This window comes from Bounagaea algeriensis, from assembly GCF_054491375.1.
Genome location: NZ_CM137102.1, coordinates 3,388,122 through 3,408,103 on the forward strand (window position 1 = coordinate 3,388,122; position 19,982 = coordinate 3,408,103).

Annotated in this window: 17 protein-coding genes; 5 read left to right on the forward strand and 12 right to left on the reverse strand. The window is 72.1% G+C overall.

Annotated features, from left to right (window positions below):
- Positions 1-190 precede the first annotated feature (190 nt).
- Positions 191-1,231, forward strand: a complete 1,041-nt coding sequence (locus ACVGV2_RS15440) for a hypothetical protein (RefSeq protein ID WP_459163068.1) — start codon at positions 191-193, stop codon at positions 1,229-1,231.
- Between the two features lie 37 nt (positions 1,232-1,268).
- Here the strand turns inward: ACVGV2_RS15440 and ACVGV2_RS15445 are convergent, their stop codons facing one another.
- The 4 genes from ACVGV2_RS15445 to mraZ form a co-directional block, all read right to left on the reverse strand.
- Positions 1,269-3,128 carry a peptidoglycan D,D-transpeptidase FtsI family protein gene (locus ACVGV2_RS15445; protein WP_459163069.1) on the reverse strand — a complete coding sequence of 620 codons (1,860 nt, stop codon included), beginning with the start codon at positions 3,126-3,128 and terminating at the stop codon, positions 1,269-1,271.
- Positions 3,128-4,138, reverse strand: a complete 1,011-nt coding sequence (locus ACVGV2_RS15450; protein ID WP_459163070.1) for an FtsB family cell division protein — start codon at positions 4,136-4,138, stop codon at positions 3,128-3,130. Before ACVGV2_RS15450 ends, ACVGV2_RS15445 begins: the two co-directional genes overlap by 1 nt.
- Positions 4,138-5,145, reverse strand: a complete 1,008-nt coding sequence (rsmH, locus tag ACVGV2_RS15455) for a 16S rRNA (cytosine(1402)-N(4))-methyltransferase RsmH (protein ID WP_459163071.1) — start codon at positions 5,143-5,145, stop codon at positions 4,138-4,140. The genes ACVGV2_RS15450 and rsmH overlap by 1 nt, the downstream gene beginning before the upstream one ends.
- Before the next feature lie 431 nt (positions 5,146-5,576).
- Positions 5,577-6,008: a division/cell wall cluster transcriptional repressor MraZ gene (gene mraZ, locus ACVGV2_RS15460; protein ID WP_459163072.1), complete on the reverse strand. Its 432-nt coding sequence runs from the start codon at positions 6,006-6,008 to the stop codon at positions 5,577-5,579.
- Positions 6,009-6,621: 613 nt separating this feature from the next.
- Here mraZ and ACVGV2_RS15465 point away from each other — a divergent pair.
- The 3 genes from ACVGV2_RS15465 to ACVGV2_RS15475 all read left to right on the forward strand — a co-directional run bounded on the left by ACVGV2_RS15465 (position 6,622) and on the right by ACVGV2_RS15475 (position 11,422).
- Positions 6,622-7,824 (forward strand): AAA family ATPase, encoded by a 1,203-nt coding sequence (locus ACVGV2_RS15465; protein WP_459163073.1) that lies wholly within the window; start codon positions 6,622-6,624, stop codon positions 7,822-7,824.
- An 80-nt stretch (positions 7,825-7,904) separates the two neighbouring features.
- Positions 7,905-9,149 (forward strand): DUF58 domain-containing protein, encoded by a 1,245-nt coding sequence (locus ACVGV2_RS15470; RefSeq protein ID WP_459163074.1) that lies wholly within the window; start codon positions 7,905-7,907, stop codon positions 9,147-9,149.
- Positions 9,146-11,422, forward strand: a complete 2,277-nt coding sequence (locus ACVGV2_RS15475) for a transglutaminase TgpA family protein (protein WP_459163075.1) — start codon at positions 9,146-9,148, stop codon at positions 11,420-11,422. Before ACVGV2_RS15470 ends, ACVGV2_RS15475 begins: the two co-directional genes overlap by 4 nt.
- A 77-nt stretch (positions 11,423-11,499) precedes the next feature.
- On the opposite strand, the gene ACVGV2_RS15480 is transcribed toward ACVGV2_RS15475, so the two are convergent.
- The gene (locus ACVGV2_RS15480) at positions 11,500-11,913 is read right to left on the reverse strand and encodes a DUF3040 domain-containing protein (RefSeq protein ID WP_459163076.1); all 414 of its coding nucleotides are present in this window, start codon (positions 11,911-11,913) and stop codon (positions 11,500-11,502) included.
- 232 nt (positions 11,914-12,145) lie between these two features.
- Complete coding sequence (locus ACVGV2_RS15485) at positions 12,146-12,877, reverse strand: class I SAM-dependent methyltransferase (RefSeq protein ID WP_459163077.1); 732 nt, start codon at positions 12,875-12,877, stop codon at positions 12,146-12,148.
- Between the two features lie 102 nt (positions 12,878-12,979).
- On the opposite strand from ACVGV2_RS15485, the gene ACVGV2_RS15490 reads away from it, so the two are divergent.
- A complete protein-coding gene (locus ACVGV2_RS15490; RefSeq protein ID WP_459163078.1) occupies positions 12,980-13,951 on the forward strand; it encodes a ParA family protein in 972 nt (323 codons plus the stop codon).
- Positions 13,952-14,152: 201 nt separating this feature from the next.
- On the opposite strand, the gene ACVGV2_RS15495 is transcribed toward ACVGV2_RS15490, so the two are convergent.
- From ACVGV2_RS15495 to pgsA, 6 genes are all read right to left on the reverse strand, one after another.
- Positions 14,153-15,415 (reverse strand): uracil-xanthine permease family protein, encoded by a 1,263-nt coding sequence (locus tag ACVGV2_RS15495; RefSeq protein WP_459163079.1) that lies wholly within the window; start codon positions 15,413-15,415, stop codon positions 14,153-14,155.
- Between the two features lie 203 nt (positions 15,416-15,618).
- A complete protein-coding gene (pspM, locus tag ACVGV2_RS15500; RefSeq protein ID WP_459163080.1) occupies positions 15,619-16,473 on the reverse strand; it encodes a phage shock envelope stress response protein PspM in 855 nt (284 codons plus the stop codon).
- A gap of 11 nt (positions 16,474-16,484) precedes the next feature.
- Entirely contained in the window at positions 16,485-17,318 is an 834-nt protein-coding gene (locus ACVGV2_RS15505) for a PspA/IM30 family protein (RefSeq protein WP_459166013.1), read from the reverse strand.
- Positions 17,319-17,847: 529 nt separating this feature from the next.
- Entirely contained in the window at positions 17,848-18,342 is a 495-nt protein-coding gene (locus ACVGV2_RS15510) for a helix-turn-helix domain-containing protein (RefSeq protein ID WP_459163081.1), read from the reverse strand.
- Positions 18,343-18,578: 236 nt separating this feature from the next.
- Entirely contained in the window at positions 18,579-19,079 is a 501-nt protein-coding gene (locus ACVGV2_RS15515) for a CinA family protein (RefSeq protein ID WP_459163082.1), read from the reverse strand.
- Positions 19,076-19,723: a CDP-diacylglycerol--glycerol-3-phosphate 3-phosphatidyltransferase gene (gene pgsA / locus ACVGV2_RS15520; protein WP_459163083.1), complete on the reverse strand. Its 648-nt coding sequence runs from the start codon at positions 19,721-19,723 to the stop codon at positions 19,076-19,078. The genes ACVGV2_RS15515 and pgsA overlap by 4 nt, the downstream gene beginning before the upstream one ends.
- Positions 19,724-19,982: the final 259 nt, after the last annotated feature.

Sequence of the window (19,982 nt, forward strand, 5' to 3'; positions counted from 1 at the left end):
CCCACAGCACCGCCCCGAACGGAACAAATTCCCCCGCTTTTCCCGACGAATCCGGAACCGCACCGGGCGCCGTCACGTCACAGCACCGTGACCGCCGAGCCGCGCAGCACCGGCTCAGCGCGCCCAGCTCCCGACGAGACCGGACCGCACGATGCAGCGCCGACCAGCACGTTCCCGACGCAACCGCCCCGTGGCCGGGCACCACCGCAGCTCCCTGGAAAGCACCCGCCCCACCGCGCGCCGGCCGCGCCGCCCCCTGCGCCGCATCGGCGTGGCAGTGGGATCGGTGCTGGCCGCCCTCGGCGCGATCGCCGGGATCTTGTCGCTGGTGTTCGACCACCGCACGAGCACCGAAGCGGGGGTGGCGATCATGCGCCACTCCCTCACCAACACCACCGACGTCGCGCAGGAGGCACAACACGTCGTCGAGGGGACGACCTCGCGCACCACGGCGAACACCACCGCCATCGACGTCGTGCTGGAGAACAGCCACGATCAGCCCGGGGTTGTCACGGAACTGGAACTCGTCGTCAAAAACCGGGATCGGCTGCGGACGTGCACCGGTGCCGGTCCCATCTCGATCGAAACCCAGTACGACTTCCGCGTACCGGACGACTTCGACGGCACCAGCATCCGCAAACCGGTGCTGCACCAGATCCCCGCGCACGATCAGGAACGCCTGCTGGTCACCGTCGGCCCGGAGAACGAGGCCCCCAACAGCTGGGGCACGATCTTCACCGTCGACCTGGTCCTGAAGGAGGAGTCCGGAAAGCGCCACGCGCTCCGCGACCTGACCATCATGCCCTCGTGGCAGGACGACCGGACCATCGCATCGGTCGTGTCCTCCGAGCACGGCAACGGATGGTCGCAGTCCCCCTCCTGCCTGCGGGGGAACATGCGCACCCTCGACAACGCCCTCGATCGCCCCGGCGAGCACTCGCCGGCCATCGCGGAACTCCGCGACCGGCTGCGCGCCGCCGGCGCCGCCGGCGACGTGCCCGGCGTGTGGGTCGTCGCCCTCGGCAGTCCTCCCGGGCAAGCGCCCACCGCGCAGCGCCAGCTCGCCGACGAACTCGACGCCCCGGTGAACCAGCTCTCCACCGAGGACGGCACGCTGCTGTACCACCCCGGCCCCTTCCCCGACGCGCAGCGGGCGCTGCAGTGGTGCCGGCAGCACGGATTGCCGGCGCCCGAGCTGTGCCGTCCCCGCTACCTCGACGACGGGGACTGAGCGCACCGCTGCTCCAGCGAGCACGCGCTCCCGCTGTTCACAGCGGCTTGTCCGCGCGCAGCTTCTGGTCCGGCGCCGGCGGTGACAGCGGCAGGTGGTGGCGCTGCGCCAGGTAGCCCGCGATGTCGTGGAACAGCGGTGCGGCCGTGCTCGCCTCCTCGCCGCCGGCGGACGGCGCGTCGAGCATGACCCCGATGACGTACCGCGGATCCTCCGCCGGGAACATCCCCGCGAACGTGATCCAGTACTTCGACTGGCTGTAGCAACCGCACTCCGGGTCGACCTGCTGCGCGGTTCCCGTCTTGCCCGCGACCTGGTAACCGGACAGCGCCGCCTCCGTTCCCGTGCCCTCGTGGTTCGGCGTGTCCTGCACCACGGCGCGCAGCATGTCCCGCACGGTGCTCGCCGTCTGCGGACTCACCACCCGCGTGCCCTCCGGCGGCCGGTGCCGCACCGTCGTGCCGTCCGGTCGCGACTCCGACTGGATGATGCGCGGCGGCACGCGCACCCCGTCGTTGGCGATCGCCTGGTACATGCTCGCCATCTGCAGCACGGTCATCGACAGGCCCTGCCCGATCGGCAGGTTGGCGAACGTGCTGCCCGACCAGTCCTCGCGGTCCGGGTACGTGCCCGCTGTCTCCCCGGGCAATTCGATCCCGGTGCGCTGGCCCAGCCCGAACTTCTCGGCGATCCGGTTGAACCGCTCCGGGCCCAGCTTCTGCGCCACCTGCAAAGTGCCCACGTTGGACGACTTGCCGAGCACGCCGGTGAACGTCAGCGGAATCGTGCCGTGCTGCCAGGCATCGCCGATCGTGCGGTCGGCCACCTCGATCTGCCCCGGCACCTGCAGCACCTGCTCCGGGCGGACGATGCCGTTCTCGATCGCCGCCGCGGCGGTGATCACCTTGTTCACCGACCCCGGCTCGAACGGCGAACTCACCGCAGGGTTGCCGAAGTTCTCACCACTCCAGTTCTGCGCGCTCGGATCGAAGGTGCGGTCGTTGGCCAACGCACGCACTTGCCCCGTCTTGGCATCCAGCACCACCGCGCTGCCGCTTTCGGCCTGCACGCGGCGCGCGTAATCCGAGAGCTTGCGCTGGGCCATGAACTGCAGGTCAGCATCGAGCGTGAGCCGGAAGTCAGAACCCGGCACCGGGGGCTGCAACTCCTGGGTTCCCGGGATCACCACGTCCGAGGAACCGCGCGCGGTATCGGCGATCTGCACCCCGTTCTTGCCCGCGAGCTCGTCGTCCAGGGCCATCTCCAACCCGATCAAGCCGCGGACCTTGTGCTCGTCCATGCGCCAGTTCGCACCACCGATGATGTCGCCGGCCACGTTGCCCGCCGGGTACTCCCGCGAGGCCCGGTACTCCGAACCGATCTGCGAGTACTCCTCGGTGATCTTGCGCGCCTGGCCGGAGTCGATCGGCGTGCCGAAGTAGGTGAACTTGTCATCGCTGAACAGGGCCTCGCGCACTTCCTTCGCCGGGATCCTGTTCGCCGTCGTCTCGGCGATGAACCGCGCGACCTCGTTCTTGTACTGCTTCGGCGTGGGCGCGGACGGGTCCTTGGCGCGCTCCTCGCGCAGCGTCTCGGTCAGCTGCTGCGGATTCGCGTACAGCTGCCGGCTCTCCCCGCTGAACGCCAGCACCGTGCCGCGATGGTCGCTGATCGTGCCGCGCTCGGCCGGCACGGCCTGCTTGCTGACCCGCTGCTGTTCGGCCTGTTCGGACAGTGCGCTGGCCTCGAAGGCCTGCACGTGCACGAGCTTGACCGCGGTGAGCACGAGCAGCGTCACCATGAGCACGGAGACGGTCCGCAACCGCGTCCGGCTGCCCCCGACCTCAGGCCGCTCGGACTTGTTGCGCCGCAGGAAACCCCGTCGGCCACGCGCCATCACCGCGCCCCCTCGGCGGGTGCATCAGCGGCGTGCTGCGCACCCGGCGCGGGCTGTCCCTCGCGCTGCTGGCCGCCGCCCTGCTGGTCGCCTTCCTGCTGGCCGCTGTCCTGCTGGTTCCCGCCGCCGGCCGTCCGGTCATCGCCGGCGGGGCCGGCGGCCTGGTTCGGCTCGCCCTGAGCCGGCCGCCCGCCGTCCTGGGCGGATTGCGGATCGCCCCCGTTCGGCTGCCGACCGTTCTGCTCGCCCTGCTGGCCGGCGGGCTCGCGCGGCGGTGGCGGAGCCGGGGCCTGAGCCTGCTCCGGATCACCGATCACCTGCACGGAACCGTCCGGGCGTTGCACGAGGTGCGCCGGCATCGGTCCGGGGACCATGCCCTGCTGCTCGGCGCGCTGCTGGATCATCGGGCTCGAGTTGAGCGTGTTGACCTCGCGCATCAGCTCCTCCTTGCGCTCGCTCAACGAGTTCAACTCGGCCTGGCCCTGCTGCAACTGGTAGCTGCCGCTGACCGCTGCGATCGACAGCCACAACGTGGCGGCCAGTCCCACGCCGAGCAGCGTCATGACCACGCCCACCAGCGGGATGCGGTCCAGCGCGCTGCGCACCCGCAGCACCACGGGTGACGACTGCGGTGCCGCCGTTCTGGACCGCGGCGACTGCTTCTTCGCCGTCCGCTGCGTGCCCTGCTGCGTCCGCGTCCCGGACGTGGCCGCGCGGGACTTGGTGGCCTGCCCCGTCCGCGCTGCGGATGTGCCGTTCTGCGCCTTCCCCGATGGCGTGGACTGCCCGCCGCGACCGGAGCTGCGTCCGGTGCGCCCCTCGCGGCGGGAGGGGGCACGCCGTCCCGTCCCGGAGCCGGAGCGTCGCTCCTCGCGGGGGGCGGTGTCCTCCGTGGTCTTGCCAGCACCCTTCCGCGGGGTCTCCGCGCCCTTCCGGGAGGACCCAGCGCCCTTTCGGGAGGATTGGGACCGCTTCTGCCCGGTCCGGTTGTTCCGCGTCGGTGCGGTCATCACGCCTCCGTAGCGTCGTCGGCGTCCGGCGGAATGCGCTCCACAGCACGGAGCCGCACTGACGCCGCTCGTGGGTTGGCCGCTTTCTCCTGCTCACCGGCCTGCTCGGCACCGCGGGTCAGCAACCGCAGCTCCGGGCCGTGCCCCGGTAATTCGACGGGCAGGTCCACCGGGGTGCGGGAGCGGGCGCGCTCGGCGAACTCGCGCTTGACCGCCCGGTCCTCGAGCGAGTGGTACGACAGCACGGCCATCCGCCCGCCCGGCGCCAACGCGTCCACGCCCGCGGGCAGTGCCCCGGCCAGCGCCTCCAACTCGCCGTTGACCTCGATGCGCAGCGCTTGGAACGTGCGTTTGGCCGGATGACCGCCGGTGCGGCGCGTTGCGGCGGGCACGGCGTCGTAGATCAGCCGCACGAGGCGCTCGCTGCGGTCGAACGGCTCCTTGGCACGTTCCCGCACGACCGCCTGCGCGATGCGCGCGGAGAACCTCTCGTCACCGTAGGCCCGGAGCACGCGGGTGAGCTCCCCGGCGGAATAGGTGTTGAGCACCATGGCCGCGGTGCGCTCGGCCGTGGTGTCCATCCGCATGTCCAGCGGCGCGTCCTGGGCGTAGGCGAAACCGCGCTCGGCCTCGTCGAGCTGCAGCGAGGACACGCCCAGGTCGAACAGGACGGCATCCACAGTGGAGATTCCGCGTTCGGTGAGCACCTCGGACAACCGGTCGTACCGGGCGTGCACCAAGTGCGTCCGCTCGGCGTGCTCGCCCAGTCGCTGCTCGGCCAGCCGCAGCGCCGCCGGGTCGCGGTCCAACCCGACCAGCGTGGCTCCCGGGTGCGCTCGCAGCAGCGCCAGCGCATGCCCGCCCATCCCCAGGGTCGCGTCGACGACCACGGCGGACTTCCCGCGCAGCGCGGGATCCAGGAGTTCCAGCGTGCGCTCCAGCAGAACCGGAACGTGCCGGTCCGCGGGAGACGCCCCGGATCCCCCCTCGTCTCGTCGTTCGGCCACGGCTGTCCCCCTTCTCTCCCGTGTGCCGGAATGCGGTGCACCGCCCGGACGTGCACCTGCGGTGCGCACGTTCGACTGTTCGGTTCGGTCCGCGGCGCAGCCCTCGCACCCGCGGGCGGATGTCCCCTGCCACGGCACTCCCGCGTGGCGAAGACGAATTCCGGAAATGCCCAGCGACGTGTCCGCGGGGCGCTACGCCTGCAACAGCGCACCTGCAGCAGCTCCAGCCACCGAACACGCCTGCACGCGGAACCTCCCACCTGCGCGCACGTCCGTGCGTGCCGACGCCCTCGTCCTCGCGTGACGGATACCGCCAGGTCCCCGCCCGCTCGTCGCGTCCTGACACCGGGGAAGGTGCGTCAGGCATGCGATTACCGAGCGGACCGAGGCCGAACGGCACCCGAAACGGCGCCGCGCTGGAAGCTCCGGCCTCAGAACACGCCGGGCAACACCTCCTCCTGCGCCTGCGCGTAGGCCTGTTCGTGCTCGTCCAAATAGGACTGCCAACGCTCGGCGTTCCAGACCTCGAGGCGGTTGATCGCGCCGATCACCACGCACTCCTTCTGGAGACCGGCGTACCGCCGCAGTTCCGCAGCGATGGAGATGCGGCCCTGGCCGTCGGCTTCCTGCTCATCGGTTCCGGAGAACAGGTAGCGCTGATAGGCCCGCACGGCCTCGTTCGTGAACGGGGCCTCGGCGAGCTTGCGCGCCATCTGCTCGAACTCCGCGCGGGGGAACACGAACAGGCAGTGGTCCTGCCCCTTGGTGACCATCAGCCCCCCTGCGAGCGCTTCCCGGAACTTCGCCGGCAACGTGAGCCGACCCTTGTCGTCGAGTCGCGGGTGGTGGGTTCCGAGGAACATCCCGGTCCACCTCCCGACAGTGAGGACACTCCGCGCCGTCCCGACCGAACACACCGGTCATCCGAGGGGCCCCGGACCGCCGCGGAAGCACCGGTTCCCGGCGACGGGATTTCCGATCACTCCCGGCACGACCACGCTTGGCACGGCCACGCCCGGAACGACCAGCACCCCGCTCGATTCGATCTCCCCACTGCGCACCACAGTACCCCACTTCGCTCCACCGTCAACACGAAACCCCGTGGCACAACCGTCCGTGTCGAAGTCGTTTGTGCTGGTGAGGACTGGTGGGCAGCGGTGGGGACGCGGGGAGGAGCCGCAACGCACCGGGCGCGTCGCGCCCACCCCGCGCGGAGCGAACCGCGGTACTCCGCGCGGAGCGGACAGGGCGCCTCGCGCGGAGCGGACGGCGTGATCCAGCTGGCACGTGCAGCGGTTATGCTCGAAGGTCGCCCCTCGGACCGGTCGCCGGCGGAACCGTGGGCAACGCCGCGCCACCGGCCGAGCAGCACGGTGCAGCACTCGATGCGCCCACGCGGCCGCGAGCGGCCCTCGTCCGTGCACGAACGCCAGAGTCCGACCCGTCCCCGAGTCCGACCCACCTTTGGAGGCACTCATGCGCGACCCGTTCCCCTCCCGGATCGCCGAGACGAGCGGGCAGGTCGACGGGAGCAGGCAGGTGGAGTCCGGGCAGGTGGGGTCCGGGCAGGCGGCCTCCGCCAGCGGTCGAGCCCACGGCGAAAGCACCGAGCACACCCCGGGATCCGCGCGCTCCGCGGCGGGCGAGCAGGCAGGCCCCGACCGGACCACCGGGACCAACCGGGACACCGGGAGCGGCCTGGACACCGGGAGCGGCCAGGCCAGCGCTCCGGACGCGGCGGCCCTGGCCGACACCATCCACCGCATCGCCGAGAACGTGGAGCGCGTCGTCGTCGGCAAACCCGAAGTCGTGCGCCTCGCGCTGATCACTCTGCTCTCGGAGGGACACCTGCTCGTCGAGGACGTGCCCGGGGTCGGCAAGACCTCGCTGGCGAAGGCGCTGGCGCGCTCGATCGACTGCTCGGTCAGCCGGATCCAGTTCACACCCGACCTGCTTCCCAGCGACGTAACCGGCGTGTCGGTCTACGACCGCAACTCGGACTCCTTCGAGTTCCACCCGGGAGCGGTCTTCGCGAACATCGTCGTCGGGGACGAGATCAACCGCGCCTCGCCCAAGACCCAGTCGGCGCTGCTGGAGTGCATGGAGGAGGACCAGGTCACAGTGGACGGCCAGACGTACTCGCTGACCGCGCCGTTCATGGTGGTGGCCACGCAGAACCCGGTGGAGCTGGAAGGCACCTACGCGCTGCCCGAAGCCCAGCGCGACCGGTTCACCGCCCGCGTGTCGGTCGGCTACCCGGCAGCCGAGGCGGAACTGGCCATGGTCGACGAGCACTCCGGCCACCAACCGCTCGAGAAGCTCTCGCCGGTGACCGACGCCGAACGGGTGCGCGAGCTCGCGCAGGCCGTGCGCGCGATCCACATCAGCACCGAACTGCGCCGCTACGTCGTCGAGCTCGTCGCGGGCACCCGGTCGCTGTCCGAACTGCGACTGGGCGCCTCGCCCCGCGCCACGCTGCACCTCGTGCGAGCGGCCCGCGCGCACGCCGCGCTGTCGGGGCGTTCCTACGTCATCCCCGACGACATCCAGGACCTCGCCGTGCCGGTGCTCGCGCACCGGCTGGTCCTCACCAGCGAAGCCCGCTCGGCGCGCAAGTCCGCCGCGGAGCTGGTGCGGCGACTGCTCCGGGACACCCCGGTGCCGCGCAGCGCAGGATAGGGTGCACGTGCCGGAGGTCCCGCGGCGTCACCACCGTTGCACCGCGTGCGATTCCGAATGAGGGGCGAGACTGATCGTTGATGCTGTCGGGCCTGACGATCCGCGGGCGCTGCCTGCTGGCGGCCGGACTGGCCGCGGTGGTGAGCGCGCTTCTGCTCGACGAGCGCGACCTGCTGCGCGTGGCCGCTTTCGTGCTCGCCCTGCCGCTGCTGGCAGCGGCGTGGACCCTGCGCACCCGGCGCGCGCTGCACGCCCGGCGTGAGGTCGCGCCGGCCCGGGTGGAAACGGGGCAGCCGGTGCAGGTGCGCCTGGAGGTCGCCGCCGCGAGCCACCTGCCCTCCGGCGGCCTGGTCCTGTCCGACCGCACCCCGCACGGCCTGCCGGCGGCGAGCCACTTCCGACTGGACGCGCTGCCGCGCAACGCCCCCGCAGCGGTGCACTACACCGTGCACCCCCGGCTGCGGGGCAACTACCGGTTAGGGCCGCTGACCACCCGCGTGGCCGACCCGCTCGGCATGGCCGAGGCGCGCGAGGAGATCGCCGAACCGTCCCGGCTGACGGTGCTGCCCCGAACCGTGCCGCTGCAGGGGATGTCGCCCGGCACGGGCCACGGGCAAGGAGCCCGCGGCAGCAGCCGCCCGCTGCCGGGGCGGGGCGTGGACGACGCGATGGTGCGCGAGTACCGCCGCGGTGACGACCTGCGCCGGGTGCACTGGAAGTCCACGGCCCGCCGCCAGGAACTGATGGTCCGGGTCGACGAGCACCCCTGGCACGGCGGCACCACCGTCCTGCTGGACCTGCGAGGCCCGGCCCACCGCGGCAGCGGCGCCGAGGCGAGCCTCGAATGGGCCGTTTCGGCCGCCGCGAGCATCTGGCTGCACCTGCGCTCCTCGAAGCGCCCGGTGCAGCTGATCACCGACGACGCCCAGCAGCTGGACACCGCGGCGGCCGGCCCGGACGGCAACGACCGGGTCCTCGACGCGCTGGCCGGGGTGCGCACCAGCGCGCACCGCGACCTCGGTTTCACCGACGACCCCGGCGACGGGCAGGAACTCGTCGCCGTGCTCGGCGAGCTCACCGCGTCCGGGGCGGCCGAGCTCAGCCGACTGCGTCCGGAGGGGGCGCAGAGCCTGGCGCTGCTGCTGGACGTCGACCGCTGGTCGGGGCAGTCGGACGGCAGCGCCGGCACGCACCGCGCCGCCGACCGGCTGCGGGCGGCCGGTTGGACCGCTGTGGTCGTCACGCCCGACATGTCCGTGACGACGGCGTGGCAGCGGCTGTGCTCGGTCGACGGGACGGAGGCCGCGGAAGGAGCAGCACCGTGAACCCGCGCTCGTGGCGGCTGGACACGTCGCTGGTGACCGCGCTCGCCGCGGCGGTGGCCGTGTTGTGCGCGTCGGCGGCGTTCGCCGGTGTGCTGGCCGACGCCTCCTGGATGGCGCCGACGTTCGGCACCGTGCTCGGCGTGGTGCTGGTCAGCGTGCTCACCCGCACCCTGCGCTGGCACCCGGCACTGGTCGCGCTCACCCAGCTCGCCGCACTGGTGCTGCTGCTGACCGCGTTGTTCTCCGACCGCGCGCTGCTCGGGTTCGTCCCCACTCCGGAGAGCCTCGGCGAATTCGCGGAGCTGCTCGGCCGGGCCGGTGAGGTGATCAGCACCGGAGTGCCACCGGTACCGGCGGAACGCGCGCTGCACTTCCTGCTGTGCCTGAGCCTGGGGATCGTGGCGGTCGCGGTGGACGCGATCGTCCTCACCGCCCGCGCCGCGGCCGTGGCCGGGCTGGTGCTGCTGTGCGTGTTCGCGATCCCCGCGGCGCTGTCGGGGGAACTCCTGCCGTGGTGGACCTTCGCGCTGGCCGCAGCGGGCTTCTCCCTGCTGCTCGCCGCCGACGCGCGGCAGCACCACTGGCGCAGGCGGGAACGGCCGGGACGCGTGCTCCGCGGCCTGTTCGGCCCCGTCGGGGTGACCGCGGCGGCGATGGCCGTCGTACTCGGCCTCGTCAGCGGCGTGGCGTTCACCGGAGTGGGCACGCAGGGCCGCTTCCCCGTCGGCGGCCCCAACAGCACGACCCGCACCGAAGGCATCGGACTGCGCCCGTTCACCTCGCTGCGCGGCCAGCTCAACCAGGACGATGCGACCGAGCTGTTCCGCGTGCGCGGACTGCCGGAGGGCACGTACCTGCGCGCGATGACGCTGCGCGACTTCGACCCGCGCCGGGGCTGGTCGCTGGCCGGGCTCACCCGCGGTGTCCCGGCCGGTTCGCAGCTGCCGATGCCCGAGGGAACCTCGATCACCGAGGGCGAGAGGGCCCGGGTGCGGATCCAGCCGGTCAGCTACCGCGACCCGTGGCTGCCGGTCTTCGGCGTGCCCACCGGCGTCTCCGGCATGGGCCCGGAGTGGCGCTACGACCCCGCAGCCGGGATCGTGTTCACCCAGCACCAGCAGGACAGCCAGGCCTACACCGAGCGGATGGTGCTGCCCGAGCCCAGCGCCGAGGACCTGCGCAACGCGGACGGCCCGGCAGCGGTCGCGCCCGCCTACCTGGACACGAGCGGGATCCCGGACCGGGCGGGCGAGCTCGCCCGGCGGATCACCGCGGGCGCGCCCACCGATTTCGACCGCGCGGTGCGGCTCAACCGGTTCTTCACCGACGGGGGCAACGGTTTCACCTACGACGAGAGCACCGGCCCTGCCTCCGGATCCGACGGTCTGACCGACTTCCTGTTCCACAACCGCCGGGGTTACTGCGAGCAGTACTCCTCCGCGATGGCGGCGCTGCTGCGGGAGGTGGGCATCCCGTCGCGCGTCGCCGTCGGCTTCACCCCCGGCACGCCGAACGGCGACGGGGAGCGCAGCATCACCACGCAGGACGCGCACGCCTGGGTGGAGGCCTACTTCCCCGGTTGGGGGTGGCAGACGTTCGACCCGACGCCGCTGGACGACGGGCGCACCGACGTGCCGCAGTACCTCGACCAGCAGTCACCTCCCCCCGCGGAAGCCACCCCGCCGAACGAGGAGGACTCCCCCGCACCGGACACCGACGCTCCCGCACCCCAGGACCCCTCGGCCCCTCCGCCGCAGGAGACCGCGGAGGACCACGGCGGCGCCGCCTGGCCGGCGGTGCTCACCAGCGTGGTCGTGCTCGCCGCTGCCGCGTGCGGTGTTCCTGCCGGTGTGCGACGCCTGCGGCGCGAACAGCGGCGCCGCGACGCCGCGGCGGGCGGAGCCGAGGCCGCGGCGGGCGGAGCCGAGGCCGCGGGGCAGGCGTGGCGCGAGGTGGAGGACGCGTTCGCCGATCGCGGGGCGAGGCCCGGTTCCGCCGAAACGGCGCGGATGGCCGCGACGCGCCTCGCCGAGGAGCACGGGCTCGACGAGCCGAGCCGGCGAGCGCTGCGGCAGCTGGTCCACGTCGTCGAGCACGCCTGGTACGCCCCGGCCGGCACGCCCGCCGTGCCGCAACCGGCCCCGAAGGAACTGCGGACCGCGTTGGACACGGCCCTCGACGGGCTGCGGCGCGCCGCACCGCTGCCGTGGCACCGCCGGCTGTTCCCGCGGTCGGTGCTGGCGGGACCGCGCGGTCTCCTCCCGCGGCGCTGAGGGGCCCGGCAGGCACCGCGCACGAATTCGCCGGCCGCGACTCGGCACGGCCGGCGAAGGCACGGTACTGCGGGGATCTACCGTTCGAACCGCCGTCGGAGGCGATCCTCCATGCGCTGCGAAAGCGAACTTCGGGAACGTGACTCACGTTTTTTTCGTCCGCCCCCGCCATCCTGCTCACCTGTTCCCTGTGCACCGTTCTCCTCGTCGTCACCGCCACGCATGGCGGTGAGGGCGAACACTGCTCCGGCGAACATCACGAGGAAGCCGACCACGCTCACGACGGGAATATCCGCCGGTTTGACCGGTATCACCACACCGACCACCAGCAGCACCAAGCCGAGCGCGAACACGACACCGCCCTGCAGGCGGCGCCGGCGGGACGGCCGGTGCACTCGTCCGCGCACGGTGGACGCGAACTTCGGATCCTCGGCGTAGAGCGCGCGCTCGATCTGGTCGAGCATTCGCTGCTCGTGCTCGGAGAGTGGCATAGCTCCTCCTCCGGCACAGGTCTCGGTGGCGCCGGGAACCCGCACCATCCGTTCGGTCGCGAGCCGGTCCGGCGAACGCTTGGGGGCGTCACTTACGAGGATACGGTGCCCGCGACGCAACGACTACCCGGTCTCGCAGCCGGGGCGGTGCGAGGTTGCCGACATCATCCCCTCGGGGCAATGATCTTGCCATCGGGACGGTACGCCAGCGCAGCCGGGGGACACCCCGGCGTCAGCCGACCACGCGTCCGATGCCGTGCAACCGGGTCGCGATGTCCCGCAACGGGGACTGCGCCGAGGACGCGCGCTCCAGCTCCAGCAGCGCCTCGAGCGCCTTCGGGTTGGTCTCAACGGTGGATCCGGGCACCAGGTCGCTGAGCACGCCCTGCCCCTGGATCAGCTCCACGTCCAGCCCCCCTTCCGTCAACGCCGCGGTGAGGCTCTGCGTGTCGAACCGCCGCTGCAGCGGCTCGGCCGAATCCGCCACCCGGCCGTCGGCGTTCCGGTACAGGTTCAACGCTTCCGGCAGGTGCCCAGCGAGAGCGCGCCCCAGCACGGCCGCGTACCGGTTGGCGACGAGGACCGACACCGCACCGGACGGCGCGGTCACCGCGATCATGGTGCGCAGCGACGCCGCCACGTCGTCGACGTACTCCAGCAGCCCGTGACCGAGCACGAGGTCCGCCCCGCCTTCCGGGGACAGGCTGCGCAGCGCATCGGTGTCGCCCTGGGCCGGGTTGATCCACTCGGAAACGCCCGCCTCCGCCGCGCGGCGCTGCAGCATCGCCAACGCGTTCGGGCTGGGGTCGACGACCGTGACCACGCAGCCCGTCGCCGCGAGCGGCACGGCCCACACGCCACTGCCGCCGCCGACATCGAGCACCTGGGGCGGGTCACCTCCCCGCCGGTGCCGCGCCTCGGTGAGTTCGTCTTCCAGCACGCGGTGAACGGCGTCGGATCGCATGGCCCGAGCGTAATCCGAGCCGGCCGCGCACCTCGCGGCGGCGTGCCGATGCGATCACGACGCCTGCCCAACACGCCCGAGCAGCCCGTAGGCTGCGGAACCGTGCAGACGGTGGCAGTGCTCAGCCTCAAAGGCGGCGTAGGCAAGACGACCGTGACGCTCGGACTGGCCTCGGCCGCGATGCGCCGCGGAGTGCGCACCCTCGTGGTGGACCTCGACCCGCAGTGCAACGCCACGGCGTGCCTGGAACCCGGCGAGACCGAGGCCGACCTCCGCGACGTCCTCGCCGATCCCGGGGCGGAGACGTTGCGCGCCGCGATCAGCCCGACCTCCTGGGACGACGACGTCGACGTCCTCGTCGGTTCCGAAGACGGCGCGCAGTACGACGACGGGGCGCACCTCGGCCGGCTGACAACGGCGCTGTCGGCGCTGGACGAGGCTGCCGACCCGGGCGGCGGACCGCCATACCAGCTGGTGCTGCTGGACTGCCCACCGTCCCTGGAGCGGATGACCCGCTCGGCGCTCGTGGCCGGCGACCGCGCGCTGCTCGTCACCGAACCGACCATCTTCGCCGTTTCCGGGGTCCAACGTGCCTTCGAAGCGGTGCAGGCCGAGCGGGAGGAGCGCAACCCGGCGCTGCAGCCGCTCGGGGTCGTGGTCAACCGGATCCGCGCGCGCTCGCAGGAGCACCAGTTCCGCGTGGAGGAGCTGCGCGAGATCTTCGGCCCGCTCGTCATGCCGGTGTCGCTTCCGGACAGGCTCGCCGTGCAGCAGACCCAGGGCGCCTGCATGCCGATCCACCGCTGGGACACCCCGGGGGCGCGGGAGATCGCGCTGGCATTCAACCTGCTGCTGGCCCGGACCCTGCGCGCCGGCGGCCGCACCGACCCCGCCGCCCAGGAGCACCCGGATTCGCAGGAGGACCCGGACGCGCAGGAGGCCCCGGACGAGCAGGAGACCCCGGGCGCGCAGGAGACCCCGGACGAGCAGGAGACCCCGGGCGCGCAGGAAAATCCCGCCGCGCAGGTGGCCGAAGACCACGAGGAGCTCGACGAGGAGAACCTCGAGGCCTAGCATCCGCTTTCCTGCCACGAGGCTTGCCGCAGAGCGCACGGACCGCTGATTCCCACCCTCGGACCGCGGCGCACCACCTCCCAGTTGAACCCCGCCCGACCAGGAGTTTGGACATTTCTCGAGAAATGTCGGCGACGTTTCTCGAGAAATGTCCGCTCGGCCGGGCCCGCCTCGCAGCCCGCCTCAGCCGCGCAGCCCGCCTCAGCCGCGCAGGTCGGCGATCCGGCGCAGCAGCGGGTAGAGCACGACGATACCGACCGAACCCCACACCAGGCCGGGGATGCGCAGCCCGCCGAGCGACAGCGTCAGGTCCCCCACCGCGGCGAGCAGTGCCGTGCCGAGCACGAGGAGGTTCACCGGGTCGGCCAGGTCGACGGCTGATTCGGCGAGCACCCGCACCCCGACCAGCGCCAGCAGTCCACCCAGCGCGAGCAGCACACCACCGACCACGCCGGGCGGCACCGTGTTCAGCAGTGCGCTGACCTTCGGGCAGAACGACACGAGCACCGCCACGACCGCCGCGACGAAGCACGCGGCCGTGGAGTAGACGCGCGTGGCGACCATGAGTCCCGCGTTCGGCCCGTAGTTGCTCAGCGCCGCACCGCCGCCCGCCGCGGACAGCGCGCTCGCAGCACCACCTCCGATGAGCGCGTTGCCGATGTGCGGATCGAGGTTGCGGCCGCTGCTGACCGCGACCGCTTTGATGTGCGCGACGTGCTCGGCGACGAGGACGATCACCAGCGGCAGCACGTAGGGCATCACCGACAGGTGCAGCTCCGGCGCGACGACTTCCGGCAGCCCGACCCAGCTGGCTGCGTTCAGCTGCGCCATTCGCTCGGCCGGGATCGCCCCGGTGAACGCGCCGCAGATCCAGCCCGCCGCGATGCCGAGCAGCACGGCGTTGCGGCGCAACATGCCCCGGCTGCACACGGCGATGAGCACGATGGTGCCCACGGTGACCACGCCCGGCGCGGCATGACCGTCGAACGCGGACACCGCGCGGGGCGCGAGGCTCGCCCCGAACATGAGCACCACGGCCCCCGTGACCACCGGCGGCAGGGCGGCTTCGAGCAGGCGTACCCCGAGCGCCTTCACGGCCACGCCCACGGCGAGCACGGCCAGGCCCACCGTCACGATGCCGCCGAGCAGAGCCGCCGAACCGGCCGCCCCGTGTTCCACCGCCGCGTTCAGCGGCACGACGAACGCCAGCGAGGCGCCCAGGTAGCCCGGCACGCGGTAGCGCGTGAGCACCAGGAACAGCAGCGTTCCCAGTCCGGAGAACAGCAGTGCGGTGGACACGGGAAATCCCGTCAGCAGCGGAACGAGCGTCGTTCCGCCGAACATGACCACCGCGTGCTGGACCCCGAAACCGATCGTGACCGGCCAGCTCAGCCGCTCCTCGGTAGCGACGACAGCATCGTGCAGCGGGCGTCGACCGTTGCCGTGCACGGTCCACAACGCCACGTTGCCTCCCCCGACACATTCCAGGCATCCGAACGATCTGTCACGCCTAGTAGCGATATCGGGGAGATTACTCGATCAGCTCGCACAATCAAGCCATCGAGACGGGCGAGACGCACCGTGCTGTTCTACGACGGGTAGCCGGTTGGACGAGTAGCCGGCGGACGGCCGGTGTAGCTACGCCGCACCAGGCCGCTGCCGGTGATTCAACGGGAATCGTCCCGCCACGAGGGCGGTTCCAGCGACCGCTCGGTTCCGTTCGCGTTCCCGTCCTCGCCGAGGACCTCGCGCAATCCTGCGGCGAGACCGGCCAACCGGTCGGTCGCGTCCTGCAACAGGTCCCGCTGCTCCGGCGCGTCGCTCGCCGCGACCGCGCGCCCGGCAGCGGCCACGAGCTTGCCGTACTCCTCGACGCCCTCGTCCAGTTCGCCGCGCAACCGCCGCACGTCCCCGTCCAGCTGCGCCCGCTGCTCGCTCGGGGCGTGCTCGCGCGCTGCCTCCACGGCGACGAGCCGGTCCGCGCCGTGCCGCAGCTCGCGGGCCGTGGCATCCGCCGTGCCCCGCGCCTCGGTGACCGCGACGCTGTCGGAGACCGCAGTGGAGCGGTGCAATCCCTCCAAGGCCTGGTGCAGGCTCTGCTCCGCGTCGCGCAGCCGGCGCATCGGCTCCCGCGCCGCGGAATCGCTCGGCGGCAACGCCACCGGCTCCGGAGCGGCTTCGGGCAGTGGTTCGCGCTTGAGCCTGCGGTAGCGCATGCCCGCTCCCACGGCACCGGCACCGCTGAGCACGGCCAGACCGCCGAAGCCCGTCGCCGCGGAGTACTGCAGGACGGGCACGAGGAACTCGGCGGTGGCCGAGCCCACTGCGCCCACGCCGAACACGCCCGTGGCGACGCCGCTACCGGCGGCCGTGCGCTTGCTCCAGCGGCGCTTGCGCAACAACCGGGCCCGGGGGTCGCGCCACCGCGCGACGCGCTTGCGCACCTCGGGCAGCACTTCCTGCCCGACGCGTGTGGCCGTGGAGAGCCCCCACTCGACCAGCTCGTGCTTGCCCCGGCCCACGGCGCTTCCTCTCAGGCTTGGTCGGCCTGCGGGTTCTGCCGTTGCTGCGGCTGAGCCGCCGGCGTGTCCGCAGCACCGCTCGTTCCCCCGGTCACCTGCTGCTGATCGTTCGTACCGCTGCTGCTGCCCAGCGAAGCGCGCAGCTGGTTGAGCCGGTTCGTCCCCGCCGCGTCGATCGAGGCCTGCTCGACTTCGGCCATGCGCCCCTCGACGCTGTTCTGCGCCAGCTCGGCCTCGCCCAGGGCGGTGCTGTACCGGCTCTCGATCTTGTCCCGCACCTCGTCGAGCGTCGGCGTGCTGCTGTCCGCGGTCGACATGTTGTTCATCTGCTTGAGCGAGGACGAGACCTGCTCCTGCATCTTGGCCTGCTCCAGCTGGCTGAGCAGCTTCGTGCGCTCGGCGATCTTCTGCTGCAACTGCTGGGAGTTGCGCTCCACGGCCTGCTTGGCCTGGTCGGCGGCCTGCAGGGCCTGATCGTGCATCGACTTGAGGTCTTCAACGCTCTGCTCAGCGCTGACCAGCTGGCTCGCGAACTGCTGCGCGCTCTCCTCGTACTTCTGCGCCTGCTGCTCGTCCCCCTGCGCGCGGGCGTCCTCGGCCATCTGCAGAGCCTGCTTGGCCGAAGACTGGAGCTTCTCCACCTCGCCGAGCTGGCGGTTGAGCTTCATCTCCAACTGCCGCTGATTGCCGATGACCGAGGCGGCCTGCTGCTGGAGGTCCTGGTGCTGCCGCTGCAGTTCCTCGATGGCCTGCTGGACCTGCACCTTCGGATCGGCGTGCTCGTCGACCTTCGACGAGAACGACGCCATCAGGTACTTCCAGAACTTCACGAACGGGTTGGCCATCTCCTCCGCCTGCCTTCTGTCCCCTGCTCGGCTGCCGTCGCCGGACCACAGCACGACCACGTGCACGTGGGGCGTACCCACGGGTCCATCGTGTCAGGTGACCGCCACCGCTTCCACCGAGCCGGGAAGATCTTCGGAAATTTGCCGCGAGCTTAACGATGATCGCCGCGCCGCACCCGCAGGGGCCGCACTCGCAGCTCCCTGCGTTCCCAACCCCTGCGTTCTCAACCCCTGCGTCCGCAGCCCTGCGTTCGCCAGCTGCGCCTTCGCCGGTCCCTGCGTTCACCAGCGGCGCGTTCGCCAGCCCCCGCGTTCGCGGAGCACCACCGCCCCCGGCAGGCGCGCACCGCGGCCTCCGCAACTACCGCCGGTGCGCAGGCGGCGCGCTCCAGCAGCACACCCGGTTCAACAGCATCCGGCGGCCAGCACCTCCGCACCCCGCGCACAGCTGCGACCGGGCGCACGGCTGCGACCGGAGTCCGTCCGGCGCGGGGTGCGGCCGCATCCCGCGCCGGACGGGGCCCGCTGTTCAGGCGGGAACGACGTCCTTGCGCACCGATGCGTCAATGCGGTGGCTGAGCATCGACTGGAGCCGCAGGTCCCCGGTGCTGCCGTCCGCACTGGCCCGTGGCTCCGCCTCGACGAGTTCATCGGCCCACTCCGATCCGGCCACTCCGGACCGGGTGGCCGCGCCGGCCAGCTCGCCCTCGGGCAGCTGCGCACCGAGCAGGCTCGGCACGAGCTGCTCGCCCTCGGTCGCGCCCTGTCCGACGACCTCCGGAGCGACCATGCCCTTGTCCAGGTCGCCGGCGACGGTCACCAGAAGTTCCGGAAGTGGGAGGTCCAACGCGTCGCAGATGGACGAGAGCAGCTCGCTGGAGGCTTCCTTGCGTCCTCGCTCCACCTCGGAGAGGTAACCGAGGCTCACCCGTGCCGCACCCGAGACGTCCCGCAGGGTGCGGGACTGAGCGGCCCTGGCGCGGCGCAGCCGTTCTCCGACCGCTTCCCGCAACATCACGGTCATCGCGCGCCTCCCTTCGTCCGTCGCCTCCGTCGCGACGTGTGAACGCACCCTACGTTACTCATCCAGCGGCCTTAACGAGAACGATCCAAGCCCAGTCCGCCGAGGGCGAACGACTCGCACGCGTGCACAACCCTTCCGTCTCGGGATCCTCGCTGCGGTTCCAGTCGACCCGGTTCCAGTGGAGTCAGAAGCCCACCCCCAGTGCGATGGTGGAAGCGGCGCTCCCCGCCCCCACACTACTGGGTAGAACGCACCGACCGGTCCAGCTGTTCCAACGCCACCCGAACGGCGGCAGCGCGGACCTCGTGCCGATCTCCCGCCAGGCGGACGCTGCGCACCGCGCTCGTCTCCGGGCCGGTCACGCCGACGTGCACCGTGCCCGGCGGAACACCGTCCTGAGCACGCGGGCCGGCCACCCCGGTCAACCCCACTCCCCAATCCGCTGCGCAGCGCCGGCGCGCTCCCGCGGCGAGCATCCGGGCCACCTGCGGGTGCACCGCGCCGTGCTCGTCGAGCACCGCGCGGTCGACCTCGGCCAACTCGGCCTTCAGGTCCGTGGCGTAGACCACGAGACCACCTCGGAGGACATCGCTCGCCCCGGCGACGCCGGTCAACGTGGCGGCCACCAGTCCCGCGGTGAGCGATTCGGCGGTGGCCACCGTCGCGCTCCGGGTGCGCAACCCGTCGAGCACGCGCGCCACCGCTGCGGGGTCGAGCCCGAGGTCCTCCGGGATCATCCGCCCGCCCTGTTGCGGCTGTTCGTCCCGCTCCGGCGGTTCGCGGCGCGGAGGCGCACCGCCTGCACGCAGTAGTCGAGGCCCGTGATGACCGTCACCAGCAGCGCGGCCGCCAGCAGCGTCCAGCGCGCGGGGGCCAGCGCGTCCACGGGGACCAGGTAGAGCACGATCGCGACGGTCTGCAGCAGCGTCTTGAGCTTGCCGCCCCGGCTGGCGGGTATCACGCCGTGCCGGATGACCCACAGGCGCAGGCCGGTGACCAGCGCTTCTCGACCGAGGATCACGGCGGTTGCCGACCACCACAGCTCGCCGAGCGCGCTGAGACCGAGCAGGGCCGAGCCCGTCAGGGCCTTGTCCGCGATGGGGTCGACCACTTTGCCGAAGTCGGTGACCAACCCCCGCCTGCGGGCGAGGTCGCCGTCGACGCGATCGGTGACCGCGGCGAGCACGAACACGGTCGTGGCCACGACGCGCCAGAGCGTGTCCTGACCGCCCGCCCAGAACAGCGCCAAGAGGAACACCGGCACGAGCGCGAGCCGCGCCACGGTCAACACGTTGGCGATGTTGAGCAGCGGGACGGGAGTCGCCCCGGACCCACCAGCCCCTCCGGCTGCCGGGTTGGATGCCGCGCGGTCGGCCGTCATCGTCACTCCCCGAACCGTGCTCTCGAAATCGCGGTCGCCACTCTTGCTCCGACAGGTACTGCTCACATCTCCGTGATCACGCCGTGTCACCCGTGATCGCGCGACAGCGTGACACAGCCCGCGTCACAGCCCCGCGTCACAGCCTCCGGGACACAAGCAGCCCCCGTGAACTACATCGGCAGCGTGAGATTGCGCCACTGGCGCCCCTCCCAGGATCGAGCACGGGGTGCGGGCCGTCCACGTCGGGGTCCGCCTCCGG